This window comes from Flavisolibacter ginsengiterrae DSM 18136 (assembly GCF_059568575.1).
Genome location: NZ_JCANTR010000016.1, coordinates 72,653 through 95,458 on the forward strand (window position 1 = coordinate 72,653; position 22,806 = coordinate 95,458).

Genomic DNA, 22,806 nt, shown 5'->3' on the forward strand with positions numbered 1-22,806 from the left:
GTTGATAAGCAGGCCTTGCAATTAAAACCCTATATAAGAGTGGATTTTCTCAGTTCAATATTTGACAGGTTGATATCAGAGGGAATTTTCTCTGTAACATAGTCGCAGACAAGATCACCAATGGTTGAGGTAAAATAATAATTTACCGGGTCAATGTCCTTAGTTACGAATTTGGAATTCAATGTCCAGTCCACGGCCGAGCGAACCAGGTTGGCTTCCTCGTACAGTTTAAAATGATCAAGCATCATTGCCGCTGATAATATGGAACCTACAGGATTGGCAATATCCTTTCCTGCTGCCTGGGGATAAGATCCGTGTATGGGTTCAAATAGTGCCGATGAAGTACCTATGGATGCTGATGGAAGTAATCCCAGCGAACCACTGATCACACTTGCTTCATCACTGATGATATCACCAAACATGTTTTCTGTCAGTATCACATCGAACTGACCTGGATTTACAATGATCTGCATCGCTGCATTGTCAACAAAAAGATAGTCAACAACCACATCGGGGTATTCTTTGGCAATCTCCTGGACAACCTTTCTCCATAACCTTGATGTTTCCAACACATTCGCTTTATCAACCAGGGTTAGTTTATTTCTTCTTTGTTCGGCAGACTGGAATGCCAGGTGCGCAATCCTTTCGATTTCATGACGGGAATAGCTACATAGGTCAGAAGCTTCTGTGTAATCGGCATTCACTTCTTTTTTACCAAAATAGATTCCCCCGGTAAGTTCCCTGTAAATAATAAAATCAACGCCTTCCAGTCGCTGGCTTTTTAAGGGCGACAAATGTTCCAGTGATGCGTAAGTGCTTATGGGGCGGATATTGGCAAATAACTGCAGGGTTTTTCTTAATTGCAGCAAACCTTGTTCAGGACGCACTTTTGCTGTAGGATCATTATCATACTTCGGATGACCAATTGCCCCGAATAATACTGCGTCACTTTCAAGGCAGGTCTTTATAGTGTCTTCCGGCAGGGCACTCCCCGTTTTATCTATGGCATCAGCGCCCATCAGTCCATAGTTATATATAAAATGATGACCAAATTGCTTTGCAATGCAATTCAAAACCTTAATGGATTGCTGTGTAACTTCTGGTCCTATTCCATCTCCAAGAATAACTGCGATCTTCTTTTCCATAACCTACCGTTTAAGAATGTTGTTGTTCGTATTTTTCTATGTCGTCTTTGATACTTAAAAGGAAATCAATATCATCGTATCCATTAAGCAGGCATGTTTTCTTATAATGGTTGATCTGGAAGATCTCCATTTGTCCTGTAGTATCGATCGTGATGGATTGCTCTTCCAGGTTGATGGTCAATAACGCATCGGGACCCTGTTTAAAAATCTCCTGCAGGAACGATTCACTAACCTGTATAGGTAATACCCCGTTATTTAATGCATTATTCTTAAAAATGTCAGCAAAAAAACTGCTTACTACAACCCTGAATCCATGATCCCTGATAGCCCAGGCTGCGTGCTCCCTGGAAGACCCACATCCGAAATTTTTACCAGCAACCAAAATTTCCCCTTTAAACTGCGGTTGATTAAGCGCAAATTCTTTTACCGGTTTTGTTTCATCACCGTTTTCATACCTCCAGTCGCGAAATAAGTTCTTTCCAAATCCTTCCCTGGTAGTTGCTTTTAAAAATCGTGCAGGAATGATCTGGTCTGTATCGATGTTTTCCATCGCCAGCGGCACAAAACTGCTATGTATGATCTTGATTGGTTCCATTATAATCTGTTTTTGCCAGGGAGATTATTGTATCTCCATCAATTCACGAATATCCGTTACTACACCTGTTATGGCTGCTGCAGCTGCTGTTAAAGGACTTGCCAATAAGGTGCGGGCACCTGCCCCCTGGCGACCTTCAAAATTGCGGTTGCTTGTAGATATGCAATATTCACCTGCAGGGATCTTATCCTCGTTCATACCAAGGCATGCGCTACAGCCTGCCTGGCGCACTTCAAAACCTGCTTCCTCGAAAATGCGGTTCAGTCCTTCTTCCTTTGCCTGAGCAGCTACTTGCTGCGATCCAGGAACAATCATCACCTTAACATTTGCGTTTTTCTTTCTTCCTTTAACCACGCTGGCCACAAGCCGCAGGTCCTCGATACGCGAGTTGGTACAACTGCCAATAAATACATTTTGAACAGGCATGCCTTTCAGGGTCTTGCCTGCTTCAAGTCCCATATATTCCAGGGCCTTTATAATATTTTTTCTTTCACCTTCTTCCGGAATAGATTCAATGGCCGGTATCAACGCATTGATGGCTATGCCAAGTCCCGGGTTGGTTCCATAGGTGATCATCGGTTCGATGTCTTCAGCATTGATACATATCTCATTGTCAAAACGGGCATCTTCATCAGTGAACAACTCTTTCCATTGAAGCAGTTGCTGTTCCCACTCATCTCCTTTAGGTGCAAAATGCCTTCCTTTAATATAAGAAAAAGTTGTTTCATCAGGAGCAATCATTCCTCCCCTGGCCCCCATTTCTATGCTCATATTACAAATGGTCATTCGTGATTCCATAGACAGGGACCGGATAGCCGATCCAGCAAATTCAACAAAATAACCCGTGGCCCCGCTGGCTGATATTTTAGAGATAATATACAGGATGATATCCTTTGAAACCACACCCTTATTCAGGGTACCTTCAATATTGATCCGCATAACCTTAGGCCGGTTTTGCAAAAGGCATTGAGAGGCAAAGACCATTTCCACTTCACTGGTTCCTATGCCAAATGCAATGGAACCAAAAGCACCATGTGTAGATGTATGGCTGTCTCCACAAACAATGGTCATACCTGGCTGCGTAATGCCTAATTCAGGACCTATAACATGGACAATGCCCTGGAAAGGATGTCCAAGGCCATATAACTCTACGCCAAAGTTTTTACAATTCTCAATTAGCTGGTCGACCTGCAAACGGGATAAACGATCCTTAATGGGAAGATGTTGATCTTTAGTCGGTACATTATGATCAGCAGTAGCCACAACCTTTGCAGGACGAAACAATTCCAATCCTCTTTTGGCAAGCCCTGTAAAAGCCTGCGGACTGGTTACTTCATGAATAAAATGCTTGTCAATATATAATACATCCGGGCCATCTTTCACAGTGCGAACTACATGACTATCCCAGATTTTTTCAAACAGTGTTTTTCCCATATTTATTATGCTACTCTTTGTACTTCAGGTTGATATTCCCTGGCCAAATGGGCAAGGTCTTCTTCTCTGACCTCTTTTTTAGAATCTGCCAGTTTCAAAAAGGCCGGATACAATATATCTATATCATCGCGGGTATATTGAAACCCAAGTTTCTGAAACCTATGTGCCAGGGCACTACGCCCACTCCTGGCCGTTAAAATGATCTTACTTTCTTCAGCACCTACTTCTTCAGGGTTAATGATCTCATATGTCTGTGCATCTTTCAGAAATCCATCCTGGTGAATGCCAGAGGAATGAGAAAATGCATTGGCACCTACAATAGCCTTATTAGGCTGAACCGGCATGCGCATCGTATCGGAGACCTTCCTGCTTAAAGGATTCAATTGCTTTGTATTGATATCAGTATACAGATCCAGGTCTTTATGCTGCTTCAGGATCATCACAACTTCTTCCAGCGACGTATTCCCTGCTCGTTCGCCCAAACCGTTGATCGTACATTCTATCTGCCTGGCACCGCTTATGACACCCGAAATAGAATTGGCTGTTGCCAGTCCAAGATCATTATGGCAATGACAGGATATGACAGCCCTGTCAATATTGCTCACATGATTGACCAGGTAGGCAATCTTATCACCATATTGCTGTGGAAGGCAATAGCCTGTGGTATCCGGGATATTTACTGTGGTAGCACCTGCGGCTATAACCGCCTCTATTACCCTGGCCAGGTATTCATTATCAGTTCTTCCTGCATCTTCAGCATAAAATTCTACATCATCAGTGAAATTGCGGGCCCATTTTACACATTGTACCGCCCTCTCCAGTATGGCTTCCCTTGTAGAATTGAACTTGCTTTTTATATGGTAATCAGAGGTCCCAATTCCTGTATGTATCCTTCCCCTGCGGGCATACCGGAGTGCCTGCGCGGCTACTTCAATATCTTTTTGAACCGCCCGGCTAAGACCACAGATCACAGCCTCCTTAATAGTTTTGGAAATCTGCGATACAGATTCAAAATCCCCCGGACTTGATATGGGAAATCCTGCCTCTATGATATCAACACCAAGGCTTTCCAGTTCCAGGGCAAGTTCTACTTTTTCACCAGTATTTAACTTACAGCCAGGCACCTGTTCTCCGTCACGAAGGGTGGTATCGAATATGTAAATTTTTTCTGAAGGCATACAAAAATGATGTATGTATTTTTGAATAAAAGAAACCTATTGTATTATAACCCCGAAAATAGACGGTCTACACCCTTTACAGGCTACCATCTTTTAAGGGTTTTCCGGCTTCAATACAGTCCGATTTTAAGCTGAAACACTTTACAGCATTGACTTTGATAAAATTCCTGATACGATGCCCAATCAACAAAACGACGCACTCTTTACGCTGATCCAATCCCTTACCAAAACGGAAAAACGCTATTTTTCATTATATATAGCTCAACAGCATTCCGAGAACATTAGTAAATACATGAAGCTTTTTACCGTCATGGAAAAAATGAATGCCTATGACGAAAAGCAGATACTGAAAAAAGAACCTTCCATCAAGCCATCGCAGCTTTCCAACCTGAAGGCGCATTTATACAAGGAATTATTAACGGCGTTGAGGCTTTGCCACAGCGGTAAATTTGGCGAGATACAGATCAGGGAGCAAATAGACTTTGCCCGCATCCTGTATAACCGGGGGCTGGTCACTCAAAGCTTAAAGATCCTTGAAAAGGCCAAACAGGTGGCTAAGGCAAACAGCCATTTTATATTGACCCTGGAAATACTGCAGTTTGAAAAGAATATTGAAGCCAGGCATATCACCCGGAGTATTAAGGGGCGTGCCGAAGACCTGGAAAAGGAAACGGAATATATTATTAAGCAGGTGGACGAAGTAGCCCAGCTTTCATCACTGGCTCTTCGTATGTATGGACTGTACCTTGAAAAAGGCCATATTAAAAATGAAAAGGAAAGCAAGGCTCTTGAAAAGTTTTTTAAATCCAGGCTCCAGGACATCCAATACGACCAGGTAAGTTTTTTTGGAAAAGCATACCTGCACCAGTCCTATTGCTGGTATTATTATATACAGCTTGATTTTCCCTCCTATTTTGCACATGCACAAAAATGGGTCAACCTGTTCATACATCACCCCAAGGTGAAGGAAGAAGATCCTTTGCTCTATGTCAAAGCCCTGCACAATTTATTGAATGCATTGTTTATTATAGGAAAGGAAGACAGGTTGAAACAGGAGATCGAAAGATTGGAGGAAGTGTACCAGGAAGCCGGGCAACATCAGAACCTGGAAATTCAGACATTTATATATCTCTATACAGCCAGGATCAATTATCATTTTCTTACTGGTACGTTCACAAAAGGTCTTAAGGTCATTCCGGAAATAGAGAAGGGACTCAAGGAATACCAGCGATATATAGATACCCATCGCATCATGATCTTTCATTTCAAAATTGCATGCCTCTATTTTGGGGCCGGCGACAATGAAAACTGTGTCTTATATCTCAATAAGATCATTAACCTGAAGGTGGGACATTTACGCACAGACATACAATGTTTTGCCAGGCTGTTGCATTTAATAGCTCATTACGAATTGGGCAATACCGATATACTTGAACACCTGATCAAATCGGTGTATCGTTTTCTTTCTAAAATGGACAGCCTGGATGAAGTGCAGCTGCAGATACTGCGTTTCCTGCGCCGGTCACTCACTTCACGGCCAAAAGACCTGATACAGAGCTTCACAGAATTAAAAGACAAACTCGAAAACATTTCTGAAAGCAAATATGCAAGGCGTTCTTATCAATACCTTGATATTGTTTCATGGCTTGAAAGCAAGATACGGCGTAAGCCCGTGGAGTATATTGTACAAAGCAGGCATCATACCCATTCAGCCTGATAATTTTGGAACATTACACTAATACTACTCCCGGCCAAACAAAAAATTTGTCTGGCTGGTCATCCTATTGCTCCTTATCTTCACGCCCTTTAAAAAAATACAATTTGTTCCATGGCATTACTTGAAAAACAGCTGGAAGTAAAAGAATCTACCATACCCAATTCAGGAAAAGGATTATTTACCACTGAATTCATTCCCAAAGGAACAAGGATCGTTGAATACAAGGGCCGGATCACTACATGGAAGGAGGTAAAAAATGATAGTGGCAACGGTTACATCTATACCATCAATAACAACCATGTGATCGATGCACAAAAAACATTGAAAGCATTGGCCCGCTATGCCAATGATGCCCGGGGCATTGTAAGAGTTAAAGGCATCACCAATAATTGCACGTATGTCAATGATGGCCTTAAAGCCTATATTGAATCTGTAAAAGATATTCCGGCCGGTGCAGAAATCTTTGTTGATTATGGTAAGGAATATTGGGATGTTGTAAGGGAAAACCTGAAGCGGGATAAACAAAAGCAGGATAAACAAAAGAATACCAAAACCCTGGTCAAAGCAAAAAGAGCCTGAACCATTATTGTAATGGCTTAATGAAAAGCTTTATCCTGAAAAATAAAAAGCGTTTACTTCCAGTCAACCACCACTTTTATTTCTTCTTCGGACGGATGCTTTAATGCCTTCAAAAAATCTGTGTATGGTATCCTGTCGGTTATGACAGCCTTTATGGCTGATGGCCATTTTTGAAGACTGGCCTGCAGATCTTCAATTGCCATCTGATAGTGTTGGATGCTGGCATTAACGCTTCCCAATACTACCTGGTTCTTCAACACCAATTGCTTCATAAGGTTACCCACCGGCAGGTTCAATGGCCTGTTGCCCCCCGGGATGCCGGTAGCTACATAGATACCATTTACTGCCAGGGCATCTATCAATTGCAATTGCAGGTTGGCTATACCCGTGGCTTCAAAAATAAAATCAGCCTCTCCATATGTAGCATCAATATCCACTACCTGCACCTTTCTTCCATCAATATATTGTCCACCGATTTGCCTGAGTAATACAGAACGCAGGGAGTCTTCATCCACTATATCCAATCCTATGACTTCGGCTCCCCTAAGGCGCAGCGCAAAAGCAGCCATTAACCCAATGGGGCCCAGGCCTGCCACCAATGCTTTCTTTCCCTGCAGCCAGTTTTTATTTTTACTGAATGATCCCAACCTGGCCTGCTGAATCTGTAAAGATTCATCTATTGCTTTGGAAGCTACAGACATGGGCTCTGTTAAAACACCTATCTCTTTCATGTCTGCAGGCACTTTCACCAGGTATTGTTCCTCGTCCACAACATATTCTGACTGGAAGCCATTGGCAGCCTTGATACCTCTTTCCGTATAGTTGCCTGTATAGCACATATCACTTCTTCCATTTCTGCAGGCTTCGCATGCACCGCAACCTCTTCTTACCATCAATACCCCATAATCCCCCTTTTTTACCTTTGTTACAGCGCTACCGGTTTCAGATACCTGGCCAAACATTTCATGACCAATCACCAATGATCTTTCCCCTTTTGGAGTTTCAGCTCTTCCGCCGGAAACTTCTTCCCTGTCTGTACTACAAATGCCGACTTCCCATACCTTTAATTTGACATCGTGAGGTGAATTTATTGTAGGCTCATTGATGTCTACCAATGAAACCTCGGTCGTTCCCGGTACTAGTGCTATGGCTTTCATAAATTGGAGTTTACATTTTTATTCCTGCTGTCATTTAATTGGCTATTCAGATTATAAGCCGCACTGATCAAACCAAGATGGGTGAATGCCTGCGGAAAATTTCCAAGGTGCTCTCCTTCAAAGCCCAGTTGTTCTGAATACAAACCAAGGTGATTGGCATATCCCAGCATCTTTTCAAAGTAAAACCTTGCTTTTTCTAATTGCCCGGACCTTGAAAGGCATTCCACATACCAGAAGGTACACATGGAAAAAGTACCTTCATGACTGATAAGGCCATCAGGGGCAGCCAATTCAGGCCTGTACCTGTAAACAAGCGAATCTGAAACCAGTTCCTCTTCTATTCTTTTTAATGTAGAAAGCCAGCGTGGGTCTTTAGGACTAATGAACCTTGCCAGTGGCATTAATAATGAAGAAGCGTCAACCGTGTTGGCACCCGGGTATTGCATAAAAGCGTTGAATTCATCACTCCAGAAATCACTGTAAATACTATTATAAATTTTGTCCCTTTCCTTCTTCCAATTTCCATTGATGGGAAACGAACGTTGTCTTGCAATTTTTATGGCCCTGTCAAGAGCTACCCAGCAATACAGGCGTGAATACAAAAAATTCTTTTTACCACCCCTCACTTCCCAAATACCTTCATCGGGTTGGTTCCAGTTTTCACTCAACCAGTCCATTTGTTCACTCAGATCTTTCCAGAAATCATAGGATATGGGTTCGCCATATTTATTATAGAGGTAAACGGAGTCCATCAATTCACCATAGATATCCAGTTGCAATTGGCCATAGGCATTATTACCAATGCGAACCGGGGAGGATTTCCTGTAACCTTCCATGTTGTCCAGAATCTTTTCTTCCAACTGGCGGTTTCCATCAATGCTGTACATGATGCCCAGGCGGTTTTTGCCTTTTATATCACGACACAATTTTTCAACCCAGTTCATAAATGCACCCGCTTCCTTTGTATAACCCAAACGCAACAGGGAATACACAGTAAACGATGCATCTCTTATCCATGTAAACCTGTAATCCCAATTACGCTTGAATCCTATACTTTCTGGCAAACTGAAGGTGGGCGCAGCCACGATAGATCCATACCGGAATGATGTCAGTAATTTTAATACAAGTGCAGAACGGTTCACTATTTCCATCCACCTTCCCCTGTAATTGGATTGGGCTATCCAATTCTTCCAGTAATTCATGGTGCGGAAAAGGCTCTCTGTAACAAAATCTTTAAAATCTCTTTTAACCTCATGCTGTTTGTCTATATGTTCCAGCAAGAAGTCAGCGGTTTCGTTGGGCCCCAATGTGAATTCAGCTATAACCAGGTCACCTTCTATTTGTAAGGGGACCGTACTTAACATTCGCAATTCAGTTTTATCTTCTCCTTTGCTGGTAAAAATCACCTCATTATCATTTCTAACCAGGATTGTATGGGGGCTTCTGGCATAATTAAACCTGGGCTCGCAATGAAGCTTGTACTTTACATGCCCGCGAACCGTTGTTACCCGCCTTATCAATTCCTTCCCGCTGTACAATTCTTCCACCGGCATAAAATCAGTGATTTCTCCTACGCCATCCTTTGATAAAAAGCGCGTGAGCAAAACATTTGTATCCGGTACATACAATTGTTTTGTCTTCATTTCATGGAAAGCAGGCGTGATCATGAAACGACCCCCTTTTTCTGCATCCAGTAGCGCAGCGAATATCGAGGGAGAATCAAAATCGGGAAAACACATAAAATCAATGGAACCGTTAAGACTTACCAGTGCAATAGTGTTCAGGTCCCCAACGATTCCATAATTTTCAATAGGTTGATATCCCATATATGTACACATACAATAGGCATTCCAGCCTGGGTCAACCACAAAGGTTCTTCGGGTAACTCTAATCAAATTATAATAGGAATCCAATAATTAAGGACAACGCACCCCAAACAAAGAACTTTTAAATGAACCGGTCATTTAAAAGCTCTTTGAATACTTGTTACACAATACTGCGCCTGTATTATCCGGCCTTATTATAATTTTCAACCTCATCCATTTGCCCTTCTTCCACCCGAACAATGATCCATTTTTTTAACCCTTCCAGGTTCACCACCCATAGATCCCTGTTATCCATTTTCACATTGACTGCTCTTGTAATATTGTAGTCAGGGTACCCGGTCATAACCTGGTTTTTGATCTCCTCCGGAAGATTAGTTTCATTGCCAAAACGGATATGATACACCATTCTTCCATTCTTTTTGAACAAGGCATTGTTTTTCATATCGCCGGTAATAAATGTAACCAGGTAATTTTTATTCATGCGGTACCATTGGGGGTCCATGGCATCTTTGAATTTCTTTTCAAATGCATCCGTTACGGCTTTATTGACATTTGATTTAGCATAAATAACTATGGGTTCCATCATTTTCATGGAATCTTGCTGGGCATAGCTTGTATGGTAAAAGCCCGATATAAATAACGCAAGGCTAATTGGCAGAAATAGTCTTTTTTTCATATGATTATATTTTGATTTCCAGGTAAAAGCTGGTATGAAGTTTCAGATAAAAAACAGGTTCTATCAATGACCACTGTCAAAAACAACAGTGATGCCTGTCAGGGCGTATTGTGCACACTATATTTTGCAAAAACCGGCTGTGATGAAGAGATCCCGAACTACATTGCTTGATATATACTGCAGCCTTTCCTCTTGTTGCTATGTGTCCCGGATCAGGTATTTTTTTGACAATTCCGCTACTGCTGTGTAAAGACCAACCACCATTAAAATAGCAAACAAAACAGGCAGGGGCAAAGGAGATAATTCAAACAGGGAGGCAAAGGGCAAATAAGGTAAGATAAGCGCCACAACAAAAGTGAATAGGGAAGCCCATAACAGGTAGCTCGATGGTTTGCTTTTAAAAAACGGCCGCCGGGTGCGGATGATCAAGAGGATGAGTATTTCTGTCATCAGGCTTTCCAGGAACCAGGCCGTTCGGAATTCACTTGTTGTTGCATGAAAATAATAGTACAACAATCCAAAGGTTGCAAAATCAAATACAGAACTCTGCAGGCCAAAAACAATCATGAACCTCCAGATATTGGACATGCTCCATTTTTTGGGACCCAACACCATCTCGTCATCTACCCTGTCTGAAGCTATAGCAATGGCCGGCAGATCAGAAAGAAAATTGTTCAACAGGATTTGCACCGGCAACAGAGGTAAAAAAGGCAGAAGCAGCGATGCTATAGCCATACTGAACATGTTTCCAAAATTGGCGCTGGTGGTAACAAAAATGTACTTCAATGTATTGGTAAATGTCTTTCGGCCTTCCTCTACGCCTTCCTTGATCACATCAATGTCCTGGTCAAGCAATACCAGGTCAGCAGCTTCTTTTGCCACGTCCACGGCATTTTGAATGGAGATGCCAACATCCGCAGCCTTTAATGCATTGGCATCATTAATACCATCTCCTAAATAGCCTACTGAACTGCCCAAACTTTGATATGCTTTTACGATCCTTTCTTTCTGCGCAGGCAATATTTCGGCAAAAACATCCACTTCCCTGGTCTTTCTTTGCAGGGCATCCGAGGTCAGGTTATTCAGATCTGAACCTGTTAAAACCTCAGCATATCTTAAATTGATCTGCATGGCAAGATAACGTGCTACATTAGAGTTATCCCCTGTTATGATCTTTAATGCAATACCTTTTTGTTTCAGTTTTTGAATAGATTCCACTATCCCTTTTTTGGGAGGATCAGAAAATACCAGGAAGCCTAAAAAGACCATCTCCCTTTCATCATCCTTATTGATAACAGGATCACCAGTGACATCTTTATAGCATAAAGCAATTACCCTGAAACCCTCATTACTGAACTGCTCATATTGTTTCCGTAAGCCCGAAAGTTCATTTTCTATGGGAAAGATATGGCCACCCTGGCTTTCAACCCGAGAACAAACATCCAGGATGTTATTTACCGAACCCTTAGTGATCATTGTATGTGCAGTACCGGAAGCCACCACAATACTTAAGCGTTTACGAATAAAATCATAAGGCACTTCATCACATTTAATAAACCCTGATGTATCTATAGCAGCCATTTGGCGGATGGCGTTATCAATGGGATTGGCAAAACCAGTTTCAAAATAGGCATTCAGGTATGCATAGGATAAAAGCTTTGCATTTTCCTTGCCCGAACTATCACAGTTACGGGTGAGTTTTACAATACCTTGTGTGATGGTGCCAGTTTTATCACAACATAAAATATCTATCGCTCCCAGGTTTTGAATGGCACTTAGCTTTTTAACGATCACTTTCCGGGAAGCCATTCTCCTGGCCCCTGCAGCCAGTGTAATGGTCATGATAGCAGGCAATAATTCCGGAGTGAGACCTACAGTTAAAGCAAGGGCAAATAATATGGACTCAATGAAAGGGCGATGAAAGACAATATTCAGAATAAGAATAATACCCGTGAACAGGATAGTCAGGCGCATTAATAAATAACCAAACTGTATAACGCCTTTTTCAAATGCCGTCACAGCACCGGCATGCTCTAAAGAACTGGAAATTATTCCAAGTTCTGCATCACCCGCTGTATTAACTGAAACAATGGTAGCTGTTCCATTTATAACACTGGTTCCCTTGAATACAGCATTGGATACTTTAGAAAGCATTTGCGCATCACAATTACCGGCAAATTTTTCTGATGGAAAAGATTCACCAGTAAGCGCCGATTCATTAACATGCAGATCATTCGCTTCTAAAATATAGGAATCAGCTGGAATTATGTCACCAGCATTCAATAGTACAATATCACCCCGTACCACTTCGTCAATAGGTATCTCCTTTTCTTTCGCCTCCCGGGTCACGCTGGCCTTACTATGTACCAGCTCCACCAGCTTTTGAACAGCACGGCCTGCATTCCGTTCCTGAACAAATCCAAGGATACCCGTGGTTATCAAAACTGCAAGAATGATGATACTATCGGAATATTCTTTCAAATAGATGGATAACAATACTGCAAAAACCAGTAATAAAACCAGTGGACTTTTAAATTGCGAAAGCAGCAGTCGGAGATCTGCAAGCCATGGCTTTGTCAGTTTTTGCCTGGTCTTTTGTGCTTCCAGTCTTTTATGGGCTTCTTTTTCGGAAAGTCCGCCTGCCGAAGTTTGGAGTTGTAACAAGAGTTCACCCGCGGTCAATTTCCAAAATTGTTGAATAGCTTCCAATTCCACGATTGTATAGTGCAATGTAAATAGCTGCCTGTTGGTTAACCACTAACCACTATCACTATTTTCACTGACCACCCTCATACTGTTTTTTCGCTTCCGAAACTAGCTTTGGCTACTTAACCATGTTTTATGATCAGTTCTATTGCAGGCTATTATATGGACGAACTGGATGAATGGAAGGAAGCCATAGATCTTCACCTGGAAGAAATTAATGAGCTGGAAGAATGGCTGAACCAGGTCATTCGTTCCAACACCATTACCCACCTGGCAGCAAAGGTGGAACACTATATGAATCAATTACTTTTATCTGAACAAAATCTGAAAGCACTTCGGGAGCGAATGGATGAAGCGGAAATACCTTTATTTATCGACCAGGCTCCAATCAACAATTCATTGCTTACAGAAACATCAAAACAGCATCAAAAAGATTTACGCAAGACCTTGTATTCGCTCGAAAAAGAATTATTAGATATCAGGTACAATTGTGACGAATTTCTTGCTGAAACCGTAACGGCACAAAATAAAAAAAACAACGACACCTGATAATTGCAAACTGTTCTTTAAACATGAGATAATGAAGAACTCCTTCCATTCATAAGGGGTTCTTCATTGAATGATCTATTTGCCGATCAATGCTCTTGGACCACCACTGGCAAAAACTGCTTCTGCCCTTTGTTTCTGGCCGGTACTGAATAAATACATACAGGCATCATCCGTATAATCCATGTAATTCATGAACATGTCCCCGGTTGGGGTATTGCTGCAGGAAACATGCGGGAAACCAGGACATCCATAATTTTCTGAAGCCTGGTTAGGCGTATCATCCACCAGGTCAGAACCACTGCAGGATCCACCATCATCTCCCCAGATATGTCTCAGGTTCATCCAGTGACCTACTTCGTGGGTGGATGTTCTTCCAAGGTCATAATTTCTTACATAAGTGCCTCCGGGATATTTAGCGCGGCTACCGAAGGCAGCATATAATATCACAACGCCATCAGTAGAAACCGGTCCCCCGGGAAATTGGGCATACCCTAAAAGCCGCTGACCGAGGTTACACACCCAGATATTCAAATAATGGGTGGGATCAATGGCATCGCTGCCGCCTCTCTGCGTACTTTTTACATTATCATTTGTATTGAAGCTTTTTACATTGGTTTGAACACGCAAGGTTTGCTGCAAGGTGAACTGTACGGCCATACCATTTGAAACAACTCCCTGGAAACTATTTCCCGGAAGTTTGTTTCTGTCAGCGTTCTGATCCTTATAATCTTCATTCAACACTTCAATTTGCGATGCTATTTGCGCATCGCTGATATTTTGACTGGATGTATTATACACAACATGCACTACCACCGGAATCACCACCTGGCTCCCAGGCTTTTTAAACAAGCCCGTAGACGCAATAGCTTTCCTGGTAAAAGCTTCTATAGCGTCCATCCGGCTGCGCATAGCAGGATCTGCAGCCAGCTGGGCCTGCAATACCTCGACAGCTCCGCAGTTTCTTTTGTTAATGGATAGCGTATCATCCGGTTTTCCTCCAGGTGTATCGGCCTTTTTACAACCCGCAAAAAACAGCAGCAGTATTACCGCTGCAGGTAGCATTTTTCTCATGTGATCAAGTTTTAATAATAAGGAAATGGGGATCGATACATAAGTTACAAATAGTTTTAAATAAAGACGCATATAAGTACAATTATCAAAAAACACAGGGAAATGGGCGGATATAGCTACATAACCCCGGAAGGTTGAATAGAATATTCCACAACAATTATGAAAAATGTATAAAAGCTGTCTTTAATGAAACTGGCATGCTATTAGAAAACTATACAGTATCTCTTTTTATTTATTTGGTTAAGGTAAACAGCTTTCAAGTTTTTGAAGAGCCCGGTAAGTGAAAAAGCTGTTTACCTTTCTTTATTTCCAATACACGCAGGAATATGAATGCAATTGGTTTCAATAAAATGGATCCTGAAGTCCAGATTGATTTGGTGATGATGAACGGCACTATGCTTTCGCAGGCAAAAAAGTACAATGTGAACCTTCACCTTTTCCAATTGAATAATTTTTATGTGGAACTCTTCAGCAAGGATGACTCAGGTGAAATAATTACGACAAGAGCATTTGAAGATACTGCACACCTTGACATATATCTACAGGATATTGATATCTCCTCTTTATTGATCGAGTGTTGAAACAAAAGCCTACTCAAAAATTTCTTACGGAACTTATTGTATGGTTAGATCAATATGAACCCGATTGTGCCGTAAAAGGAACAAAACGGTTATTCATGAAATAATATTTGCAATCAGACTGTTTCTCTTTCCATTCCATTGTAAGAATGGATTCTAATGCATTCTGCAAATGAAAAGAGTTGAATGGCTTTACCATATAAAGATCTGCCTGGTGCAGGTAACTCTTTTGAATATCAGTCATGTGTGTAGAACTACTATAGACTACAATGGTCAACTGTTTAAATCTTTCCTGCTTTCTGATATCACTCAGGCACTCAAAACCATTTTTGCCGGGCATATTCAGATCCAGGAATAAAATGTCAGGTGTATGTTGCGAAAGCAAATCCATAAGCTCTCCCCCATCCTTCACTATGGTTAGTGACTGGGAAGGATCCACTTTTTTAAGTACATAATGAAACAACAGGCCATGGTCCCTGTCATCATCTGCCAATACAACGTGATGTAAATTTGAGGCGCTCATAATCTATTACACATTTTCAGCTACAAGCTGGTCATATCAGTACGAAATTCTGAAATTTTTATTGTCTATCGTCCTCTAAAAACAGGATTTAAACATTACCTTAATTTTAATTCTGCTTTCAATTCTTTGATCCCTTGCCATATACGACTCAGAGCATGAATATCAGCATTCACCTTTAATGCCTGGGTATACTCTTCTTCCAGTTGCGCAATCCGTTCCTCGATCTCGTTATTGGCCATTTGTTTTACGTCTGTATCCACACCTATTCTTTTCTTTCCTATAAACAATTTAAATACCAAGCTCATGCAACTTTTTGAATTATTGATGATCAGGAGGTTATAGTATCATGATCTTTAGAAAGCTTGTGTGGAATTGTGGCAGTTGAGGAATGCCTTGGTTCCCCAGGAATGGGTAAATAATAAAACCGGTTGAAAATTTTTCGGCGCCAGGTAGTGCGACCTCGCATTGATATGATTAATTAGCGGTGGTATGTTACACAGTAATGCACTGATGCAGATAACTGACTGTCTCCCTTTGTATGATCACCTCAATGATCTCCCTGGGCTGATGAAGAATAGAAGCAGGTTTGGATACGACAAATTTTTGCTTATCCTCACCTTCCAAAGAAATTACCAGCCATACATTTCCTTCACTGTTTACCTGGTCACTTAAAGTATCGGTAGTTAAGAAATAATCTATCCTGAATGTTTCGGTATTGGACCGGAAAAAATATTGGTACAAGGTGTTTAGCTGCATAGGTTAGATTTGAAGTTCAAGATAGAAACGTTATTTCTAAGTACTGGAATATACATTTCCACAAAAAAGCTTTGAACAGTTCTGAACCCCTTGCCAGTAAAGAGCTACATCCCGAAACTGGAATTTATACACATAAAAAAGATCTTACTGTTTACTTATAAAAAAGAAGCATAACTATCAAAAAAGAAAACAGTTTAATTTCTTACCTGACCTGATCCTTTCACTACCCATTTTTCTGTGACAAGCTTCTCCAGGGCGAAAGGTCCACGCGCATGCAATTTCTGGGTCGAAACACCTATTTCTGCACCAAGACCAAATTCTTCCCCATCGGTGAACCGGGTAGATGCATTAGTATAAACTACCGCTGCATCAACAGCATCTATAAACTGCTGGCAGGTTTTTTTATTTTTAGAAACGATGGCCTCAGAATGTTTGGTTGAATAATCACTGATATGAGCAAGAGCCTCTTCTATATTGTGCACAATTTTTACTGCACATTTCAGGCTTAAATATTCGATGCCATAATCCAGTTTTTCCTGTACATGCAAATAAGGATATGCTTTACATAATTTGCCAGCCCCTGGCTCTGCATAGATCACTACCTTATGTTCTTCAAAAACGGGTAAAAGCTTTTGTATAAACGATCTGGCTATGGCCGCATCAATTAACAAGGTGTCCATTGCATTACAAACAGAAGGTCTTGATAATTTTGCATTTTCAACTATGGCAATTGCCTTTGCCAGGTCTGCTTCTTTATGCACATACACATGGCATACTCCAGCACCCGTTTCAATCACAGGCACAAGGCTATGTTTGCGCACATGATCAATCAATCCGGCAGAACCTCTTGGTATTAATACATCAATATATTTGGTAGCTCCAAATACTTGATCAAGTACTTCTCTTTCCGGGGACAATAAAGTAACCACTTGTGGAGGCAGGCCAAATTCCTTTAAAACTCTATGAATAAGTTGTACAGCGATTTTATTAGTATGCAAGGCTTCCCTGCTGCCTTTTAATACACAGGCATTCTTGCTCCGGAGACACAATGCGGCAATATCAAATGTTACATTAGGCCGCGATTCATAGACCACCCCCACTACTCCCAATGGTACTGTCCAATTTTGAAGTAATAAACCATTAGGCAGGGTCTTTTCTTCAGCCAATATTCCAGCCGGGCAGGGAAGTGATGCGATCTTTCTTATGGAGCCGGCAATGCTTTGAATCCTTCCTGGTGTTAACAGCAAACGATCTACACGGGGATCATCAGCGTCCTGGATGGAAACATCTTTTTTATTTTCCTTTATAATGACCGCTGATTCCTTTTCGATCAGGACTGCAATGGCAGTCAATATTTTTTTGATCAATCCATTACTGGTTTGCTGTAATATTTTCGAGGAACTGTGCGCTTTTTTTAAAAGATTTTCTATTTGATCCATAAAAGGATTTTTAAAACATAACAATATCATCAGCTCTCGCAGCCACTGTATTTCGCTGCGGCTTACCTGTATCAATATCAGCAGAACCTATTTTCATTTTGGCTACTCCTGCAATATGTCCATTGCTATTTACCAGTTGCACCACTTCACCTTTTGAAAATGGACGCTGTATCAAAACGATACCAATAGATAACAGGTTCTTCCTGCCCGTCAAAGCTGCAATGGCACCATCATCTATTTGAACAGATCCAATAGTAACAGACCCACTGCTCAACCATTTTTGCCTATCCCGAAGAGATGAAACTTTTGGTTGAAAACTGGTGCCTTTTTCACCTTCTAATGCTTTGGCAAAAGCATCATCACCTGAAATGCCGCATATGACTACCCTGATGCCTAAGGAAGTTGCCAGCCTGGTAAATGCCAGTTTGGAAGCCATACCGCCTGTGCCAAATGAGGACTTTTCATTTTTCAAAAATGAGAGTATGCCGCTATCAATTTCCCCGACTTTTGGTATGACGTTGCCCTGGTCATCACGATACCCGCCGGCTGTGGTACATAATACCAGGGCATCCGCATTAAAAGCAATGGCCATCAGTGTGGCCAGTTCATCATTATCAGAAAATTTTAATTCATGGCTGCTAACAAAATCATTTTCATTTACAATTGTAAGAATATCATTCTTCCACAACTCGGAAATGGTTTCTTTTAATTGTACAAATTGTTCCCTGTTGGAGAAATGATGACGCTCCAGTAATGCCTGTGCCACCCGGATACCATAGCTTGAAAAAAACTTGCCGTATTGTCCTATCAGTATTGGATTGCCGATGGCGGCGGCAGCCTTACGCTCCAGCAGCCTTCCCTTATAAGATCTCATATATCCTTTTCCACTGCTAACCGCACCGCTGGAAACAAGTATGATCCTGTAAATTGTAGTAAGTCCGGCTATTTCTATGGCTATTTTTTTTATAACAGCAGCATCAATATTGCCCGAAGCATCAGCAATGACAGAAGATCCAATCTTTATGACAATAACAGGCTTGTCCATCTTGGTAAGAATGAAATAAATAATAGCAAGCGTTATCGTTTACTGCCTTCATGTAAATTAAAAGGTTTCCTGGTGGCAGTTCCTTAACTAATATAATTAAAATTTAGTTGTGACTGATAATCAGGATCTCTCATTGCATTAATGGTCCAGCAATGCTTCATATAAGATCTCGACAGGGTGTTTCGCCTTCCTGCTGGTTCCATCTTTGATCTGGTGCCGGCAACTGGTGCCAGGAGCCGCAATGATAGTTTCAGGTGATTGTTCACGAACCGTGGGAAATAGAACTAATTCACCTATTTGCATGGAAATAGCATAATGTTCCTTTTCATAACCAAATGATCCCGCCATGCCGCAACAGCCCGAAGGAATTGTCTCCACCCTGAAGTTTTTAGGAAAAGATAAAACCTGGATGGATGATCTGAGTGCATTCCAGGCCTTTTGCTGGCAATGACCATGGAGCTTGATAGTTCGTTCATCCGAAGTAAATTGATCTTTATTGATATTGCCCCTGTCCATTTCCCTTGCAAGGAATTCATCCACCAGGAAAACATGTTGAGACAACCGTTTTGCGGTTTCCAGTTTGTCGGCATCAACAAGATCAAGGTATTCATCCCTGAAGGTCAGTATGGCAGAAGGCTCTATTCCTATCATGGGTGTTTTTTCCTGTACCAGGTTACCAAGCAGATCCACATTTTTATTGGCAATCTTTTTTGCCTCCCGTAGCAATCCCTTTGAAAGCCAGGTTCTCCCGCTCTCTTTATGATTAGTAAGCAATACTTTGTAACCCAACCTTTCCAGCAGCAGGATGGTTTTGATACCCAATTCTACATCAGTGTAATTGGTGAACTCATCGCAAAATAAATAGAGCGAGCTTTTATAATTTTTATCCTTGTTGGCAGCCGCATGTTTTTTATACCAGCTACGCAAGGTAGTGCTGTACAATGTGGGCATTGATCGCTGTACCGCAAAACCTGAAAGTTTTTTAACCAGCCTGCTTATCCCCGCACCTGTCATTGCATAATTGTACAAACCAGGAAAAAGAGAACCCATGTTTGCTGTTGCTGTAAACCTGGCAATAAGCTGTGAACGCAATGGAACACCATTGGCATCATAATACTGCTGTAAAAACTCAGCTTTCAACTTGGCCATATCCACATTGGAAGGGCATTCAGTTTTGCAGCCTTTACAACTGAGGCACAGGTCCATGACTTCTTTTATTTCCTCATGGTCAAATCGATTCAACTTGGTTGAATGAGTAAGAAACTCTCTGAGTATATTGGCTCTTGCCCTTGTTGTATCTTTCTCATTTCGGGTAGCCATAAACGATGGACACATGGTGCCTCCCGATAGATGTGTTTTGCGACAATCCCCCGAACCATTGCATTGCTCTGCATGTTGCAAAACATCCTGGTTGGCATACCTGAAAATGGTTTGAAAGGCGGGTGTTTTTTGGCCAGGGGTATAACGCAGCATCTGGTTCATTGGCGGTGTGTCAACGATTTTGTGGGGATTGAAAATATTGGATGGATCCCAGCTGCGTTTAATCTCTTTCAACAACTGGTAATTTTTTTCTCCCACCATAAAAGGTATGAACTCACCTCTCAATCTTCCATCACCATGTTCGCCACTAAGAGAACCCTGGTATTTTTTTACCAGCACGGCAATTTCTTCAGCTATCTTTCTAAACAACCGGTTACCTTCTTCAGTTTTAAGATTGATTATGGGTCGCAAATGTATCTCGCCAGAACCTGCGTGTGCATAGTGCACAGAATACAGATCATATTTCTTTAGTATCTCATTGAACTCTCTTATATAGGCCGGCAGATCGTGCACATCTACAGCCGTGTCTTCAATAACAGCCACGGCTTTTTCATCACCCGGAAGGTTACTTAGAAGTCCAAGGCCTGCTTTCCGCAATGTCCAGATCTTCTTTGTATCATCGCCAAACAATAAAGGAAAATGATAACCTAAACCCTGGTCACGCATTTCAGCTTCCACTTTTTGGGCTATGTCTATTACCTCAGCACGTGTAGTCCTGGCATACTCAATCACCAATATCGCCCCCGGATCACCTAAAACAAAAAAACGGTTTTGTAATTGTTCCATATTATCCTTAGTGCACTCCAGTATATAATGATCAATGAGTTCACTGGCACTGGGTACATATTTCAGAGCAATAAGGTTAGCTCTTAATGCCTCGTCAATGGAATGGAAATGGACACAAAGCAGGCCTGCTTCCCTGGGTGGTAATGGAACAACTTTCAGTTTAATCTCAGTTAAAAATGCCAGCGTACCTTCCGACCCCGCAAGCAGTGTACAAAAATTAAAATCTTCTCCACCGGCCGTAAAAGGTGCTTGTTCCAATAAAAGGTCGATAGCATAGCCGGTATTGCGGCGCTCAATGCTCCTTTTAGGAAAATCCTTCCTTATGGCTTCCTGGTTCTCATATTGGCTTAATAATTTCCTGGTTGTCCTGTATATGGTTGCCTCCAGGTTTTCGCCTTCACATTTTTGATGAAATGTCTCCAGGTCCATTGTTGTAAAAACAGCATCAGAACCATCGCTTAGTATCGCATGAACTTCCATCAAATGTTCCCTTGTACTTCCATATACAACTGAATTGGATCCACAGGAATTATTGCCTACCATACCCCCGATCATTGCCCTGTTGGCAGTGGAAGTTTCAGGACCAAAGAATAAGCCATGTGGTTTTAAAAAAAGATTCAACTCATCTCTTATTACTCCTGGCTGCACCCGTACCCAACCCTCCTTTATATTCAATTCCAGTATCCTTGTAAAATATTTTGATACATCTACAATAATGCCCTGCCCTACCACCTGGCCAGCCAGCGAAGTACCGGCAGTTCGGGGAATCAGGGAAGTATGTTCAGCATGGGCAAACTGAACCAGCTTTTTGATATCCTTCACTGTTGAAGGCATAGCTACTGCCAGTGGTATTTCACGGTAGGCAGAAGCATCCGTAGCATACAGTATCCGCATGCTTTCATCATCATACAACTCACCATCCAGTTCCGCTTCCAGTTTTTTGAGTTTTTCCGTCATTTCTCGAAAGTTAAAAGATTAAACTGTTTGAGAGAGGGATATGGTGAAAAATTATAGTCAGAATAATGTACAGGTACATCCATCCAAGAATAAATTCATGGAAATATGTTGAACAACATGCCTATAACATATGGCATATATATATGACGCAAAAGCTTCTTGATATATTTGCAATGAAATTGCTTTAACTCATGTAAATGCACTTAGTCTATTATATTACTCACATACATTCCAGCTATCATTATTCAATTCCAAACAGATAGTATATGCAAACTAATTCAGCTACCTCGTTGCCCATTGTTAAGGAAGTTGTGCTCGATGCTCCCGTTGAAAAAGTATGGAAGGCCTTGACGGATAAAAATGAAATGAAGAAATGGTATTTCGATATAGCGGAGTTTAAACCTGAGGTTGGCTACAAATTCAGCTTCCTTGGTGAAAAAGCCGGTAGAAAATTTGTTCACCTGTGTACCATACTGGAAGTAGAAAAGAATAAAAAGATTAGTCACACATGGACTTATGAAGGAGTGGAAGGAGAAACTATTGTACGCTATGAATTATTTCCGGAAGGCAATCAAACCAGGCTGCGATTAACCCATGAAGGTTTGGAAAACCTTCCTCAAAATGAAGACTATGCCCGGGCTAACTTCCAGGAAGGATGGAACCATATTATTGGAACCTCCATCAAAAACTATATAGATTCCAATTAATAAAGCATACTCAACAAATACATCAAATGTTATTAATGGCTGTTTTCTGCTTAATAAAGAAA

General features: G+C 41.4%; 20 protein-coding genes. 5 read left to right on the forward strand and 15 right to left on the reverse strand.

What is annotated here, in order from left to right:
• Positions 1-29: 29 nt before the first annotated feature.
• From leuB to BP74_RS15925, 4 genes are read right to left on the reverse strand one after another with little or no spacing between them, the layout of a single operon-like run.
• Positions 30-1,145 (reverse strand): 3-isopropylmalate dehydrogenase, encoded by a 1,116-nt coding sequence (gene leuB, locus BP74_RS15910; protein ID WP_496375432.1) that lies wholly within the window; start codon positions 1,143-1,145, stop codon positions 30-32.
• A 10-nt stretch (positions 1,146-1,155) separates the two neighbouring features.
• Positions 1,156-1,740: a 3-isopropylmalate dehydratase small subunit gene (gene leuD, locus BP74_RS15915; RefSeq protein ID WP_496375434.1), complete on the reverse strand. Its 585-nt coding sequence runs from the start codon at positions 1,738-1,740 to the stop codon at positions 1,156-1,158.
• Positions 1,741-1,764: 24 nt separating this feature from the next.
• Positions 1,765-3,174 (reverse strand): 3-isopropylmalate dehydratase large subunit, encoded by a 1,410-nt coding sequence (gene leuC, locus BP74_RS15920; RefSeq protein ID WP_496375436.1) that lies wholly within the window; start codon positions 3,172-3,174, stop codon positions 1,765-1,767.
• 5 nt (positions 3,175-3,179) lie between these two features.
• Positions 3,180-4,352, reverse strand: a complete 1,173-nt coding sequence (locus BP74_RS15925) for a 2-isopropylmalate synthase (RefSeq protein ID WP_496375438.1) — start codon at positions 4,350-4,352, stop codon at positions 3,180-3,182.
• Between the two features lie 175 nt (positions 4,353-4,527).
• On the opposite strand from BP74_RS15925, the gene BP74_RS15930 reads away from it, so the two are divergent.
• Positions 4,528-6,069 carry a tetratricopeptide repeat protein gene (locus BP74_RS15930; protein WP_496375440.1) on the forward strand — a complete coding sequence of 514 codons (1,542 nt, stop codon included), beginning with the start codon at positions 4,528-4,530 and terminating at the stop codon, positions 6,067-6,069.
• A gap of 111 nt (positions 6,070-6,180) precedes the next feature.
• Complete coding sequence (locus BP74_RS15935; protein ID WP_496375442.1) at positions 6,181-6,648, forward strand: SET domain-containing protein; 468 nt, start codon at positions 6,181-6,183, stop codon at positions 6,646-6,648.
• 53 nt (positions 6,649-6,701) lie between these two features.
• Here BP74_RS15935 and BP74_RS15940 read toward each other — a convergent pair whose 3' ends face one another.
• From BP74_RS15940 to mgtA, 4 genes are all read right to left on the reverse strand, one after another.
• Positions 6,702-7,805, reverse strand: a complete 1,104-nt coding sequence (locus BP74_RS15940; protein WP_496375444.1) for a glucose 1-dehydrogenase — start codon at positions 7,803-7,805, stop codon at positions 6,702-6,704.
• Positions 7,802-9,643 carry a glycoside hydrolase family 15 protein gene (locus BP74_RS15945; RefSeq protein ID WP_496375446.1) on the reverse strand — a complete coding sequence of 614 codons (1,842 nt, stop codon included), beginning with the start codon at positions 9,641-9,643 and terminating at the stop codon, positions 7,802-7,804. Before BP74_RS15945 ends, BP74_RS15940 begins: the two co-directional genes overlap by 4 nt.
• A 169-nt stretch (positions 9,644-9,812) precedes the next feature.
• Positions 9,813-10,307: a hypothetical protein gene (locus tag BP74_RS15950; protein ID WP_496375448.1), complete on the reverse strand. Its 495-nt coding sequence runs from the start codon at positions 10,305-10,307 to the stop codon at positions 9,813-9,815.
• 198 nt (positions 10,308-10,505) lie between these two features.
• The gene (gene mgtA, locus BP74_RS15955; RefSeq protein ID WP_496375450.1) at positions 10,506-13,037 is read right to left on the reverse strand and encodes a magnesium-translocating P-type ATPase; all 2,532 of its coding nucleotides are present in this window, start codon (positions 13,035-13,037) and stop codon (positions 10,506-10,508) included.
• Between the two features lie 111 nt (positions 13,038-13,148).
• Here mgtA and BP74_RS15960 point away from each other — a divergent pair, with 111 nt between their 5' ends.
• Complete coding sequence (locus BP74_RS15960) at positions 13,149-13,562, forward strand: hypothetical protein (protein ID WP_496375452.1); 414 nt, start codon at positions 13,149-13,151, stop codon at positions 13,560-13,562.
• Positions 13,563-13,637: 75 nt separating this feature from the next.
• On the opposite strand, the gene BP74_RS15965 is transcribed toward BP74_RS15960, so the two are convergent.
• On the reverse strand, positions 13,638-14,633 hold the full coding sequence (locus BP74_RS15965; protein WP_496375454.1) for a zinc metalloprotease: 996 nt from the start codon (positions 14,631-14,633) through the stop codon (positions 13,638-13,640).
• 326 nt (positions 14,634-14,959) lie between these two features.
• Here BP74_RS15965 and BP74_RS15970 point away from each other — a divergent pair, with 326 nt between their 5' ends.
• The gene (locus tag BP74_RS15970; protein ID WP_496375456.1) at positions 14,960-15,214 is read left to right on the forward strand and encodes a hypothetical protein; all 255 of its coding nucleotides are present in this window, start codon (positions 14,960-14,962) and stop codon (positions 15,212-15,214) included.
• A 49-nt stretch (positions 15,215-15,263) separates the two neighbouring features.
• Here the strand turns inward: BP74_RS15970 and BP74_RS15975 are convergent, their stop codons facing one another.
• The 6 genes from BP74_RS15975 to BP74_RS16000 form a co-directional block, all read right to left on the reverse strand.
• Entirely contained in the window at positions 15,264-15,734 is a 471-nt protein-coding gene (locus BP74_RS15975; RefSeq protein ID WP_496375458.1) for a response regulator, read from the reverse strand.
• Positions 15,735-15,829: 95 nt separating this feature from the next.
• A complete protein-coding gene (locus tag BP74_RS15980; protein WP_496375460.1) occupies positions 15,830-16,039 on the reverse strand; it encodes a hypothetical protein in 210 nt (69 codons plus the stop codon).
• A gap of 187 nt (positions 16,040-16,226) precedes the next feature.
• The gene (locus BP74_RS15985; RefSeq protein WP_496375462.1) at positions 16,227-16,490 is read right to left on the reverse strand and encodes a hypothetical protein; all 264 of its coding nucleotides are present in this window, start codon (positions 16,488-16,490) and stop codon (positions 16,227-16,229) included.
• Positions 16,491-16,684: 194 nt separating this feature from the next.
• Positions 16,685-17,929, reverse strand: a complete 1,245-nt coding sequence (locus BP74_RS15990) for a glutamate-5-semialdehyde dehydrogenase (protein ID WP_496375464.1) — start codon at positions 17,927-17,929, stop codon at positions 16,685-16,687.
• Between the two features lie 10 nt (positions 17,930-17,939).
• Positions 17,940-18,974: a glutamate 5-kinase gene (gene proB / locus BP74_RS15995; RefSeq protein ID WP_496375466.1), complete on the reverse strand. Its 1,035-nt coding sequence runs from the start codon at positions 18,972-18,974 to the stop codon at positions 17,940-17,942.
• Between the two features lie 138 nt (positions 18,975-19,112).
• The gene (locus tag BP74_RS16000) at positions 19,113-22,037 is read right to left on the reverse strand and encodes an FAD-binding and (Fe-S)-binding domain-containing protein (RefSeq protein WP_496375468.1); all 2,925 of its coding nucleotides are present in this window, start codon (positions 22,035-22,037) and stop codon (positions 19,113-19,115) included.
• Between the two features lie 266 nt (positions 22,038-22,303).
• Between BP74_RS16000 and BP74_RS16005 the strand changes: the two genes are divergently transcribed.
• Positions 22,304-22,744 carry an SRPBCC family protein gene (locus tag BP74_RS16005; protein ID WP_496375470.1) on the forward strand — a complete coding sequence of 147 codons (441 nt, stop codon included), beginning with the start codon at positions 22,304-22,306 and terminating at the stop codon, positions 22,742-22,744.
• Positions 22,745-22,806 lie beyond the last annotated feature (62 nt).

What these genes read in the sequence shown, in the direction of transcription:
- BP74_RS15930 (WP_496375440.1), top strand. Translation starts at nt 4,528, where the DNA reads ATGCCCAATCAACAAAACGACGCACTCTTTACGCTGATCCAATCCCTT.
- BP74_RS15945 (WP_496375446.1), bottom strand. Translation starts at nt 9,643, where the DNA reads ATGTGTACATATATGGGATATCAACCTATTGAAAATTATGGAATCGTT.
- BP74_RS15985 (WP_496375462.1), bottom strand. Translation starts at nt 16,490, where the DNA reads ATGCAGCTAAACACCTTGTACCAATATTTTTTCCGGTCCAATACCGAA.
- BP74_RS15965 (WP_496375454.1), bottom strand. Translation starts at nt 14,633, where the DNA reads ATGAGAAAAATGCTACCTGCAGCGGTAATACTGCTGCTGTTTTTTGCG.
- BP74_RS15970 (WP_496375456.1), top strand. Translation starts at nt 14,960, where the DNA reads ATGAATGCAATTGGTTTCAATAAAATGGATCCTGAAGTCCAGATTGAT.
- BP74_RS15925 (WP_496375438.1), bottom strand. Translation starts at nt 4,352, where the DNA reads ATGCCTTCAGAAAAAATTTACATATTCGATACCACCCTTCGTGACGGA.
- leuC (WP_496375436.1), bottom strand. Translation starts at nt 3,174, where the DNA reads ATGGGAAAAACACTGTTTGAAAAAATCTGGGATAGTCATGTAGTTCGC.
- BP74_RS15990 (WP_496375464.1), bottom strand. Translation starts at nt 17,929, where the DNA reads ATGGATCAAATAGAAAATCTTTTAAAAAAAGCGCACAGTTCCTCGAAA.
- BP74_RS16005 (WP_496375470.1), top strand. Translation starts at nt 22,304, where the DNA reads ATGCAAACTAATTCAGCTACCTCGTTGCCCATTGTTAAGGAAGTTGTG.
- BP74_RS15935 (WP_496375442.1), top strand. Translation starts at nt 6,181, where the DNA reads ATGGCATTACTTGAAAAACAGCTGGAAGTAAAAGAATCTACCATACCC.
- BP74_RS15980 (WP_496375460.1), bottom strand. Translation starts at nt 16,039, where the DNA reads ATGAGCTTGGTATTTAAATTGTTTATAGGAAAGAAAAGAATAGGTGTG.
- BP74_RS16000 (WP_496375468.1), bottom strand. Translation starts at nt 22,037, where the DNA reads ATGACGGAAAAACTCAAAAAACTGGAAGCGGAACTGGATGGTGAGTTG.
- leuD (WP_496375434.1), bottom strand. Translation starts at nt 1,740, where the DNA reads ATGGAACCAATCAAGATCATACATAGCAGTTTTGTGCCGCTGGCGATG.
- proB (WP_496375466.1), bottom strand. Translation starts at nt 18,974, where the DNA reads ATGGACAAGCCTGTTATTGTCATAAAGATTGGATCTTCTGTCATTGCT.
- BP74_RS15960 (WP_496375452.1), top strand. Translation starts at nt 13,149, where the DNA reads ATGATCAGTTCTATTGCAGGCTATTATATGGACGAACTGGATGAATGG.
- BP74_RS15950 (WP_496375448.1), bottom strand. Translation starts at nt 10,307, where the DNA reads ATGAAAAAAAGACTATTTCTGCCAATTAGCCTTGCGTTATTTATATCG.
- leuB (WP_496375432.1), bottom strand. Translation starts at nt 1,145, where the DNA reads ATGGAAAAGAAGATCGCAGTTATTCTTGGAGATGGAATAGGACCAGAA.
- BP74_RS15940 (WP_496375444.1), bottom strand. Translation starts at nt 7,805, where the DNA reads ATGAAAGCCATAGCACTAGTACCGGGAACGACCGAGGTTTCATTGGTA.
- BP74_RS15975 (WP_496375458.1), bottom strand. Translation starts at nt 15,734, where the DNA reads ATGAGCGCCTCAAATTTACATCACGTTGTATTGGCAGATGATGACAGG.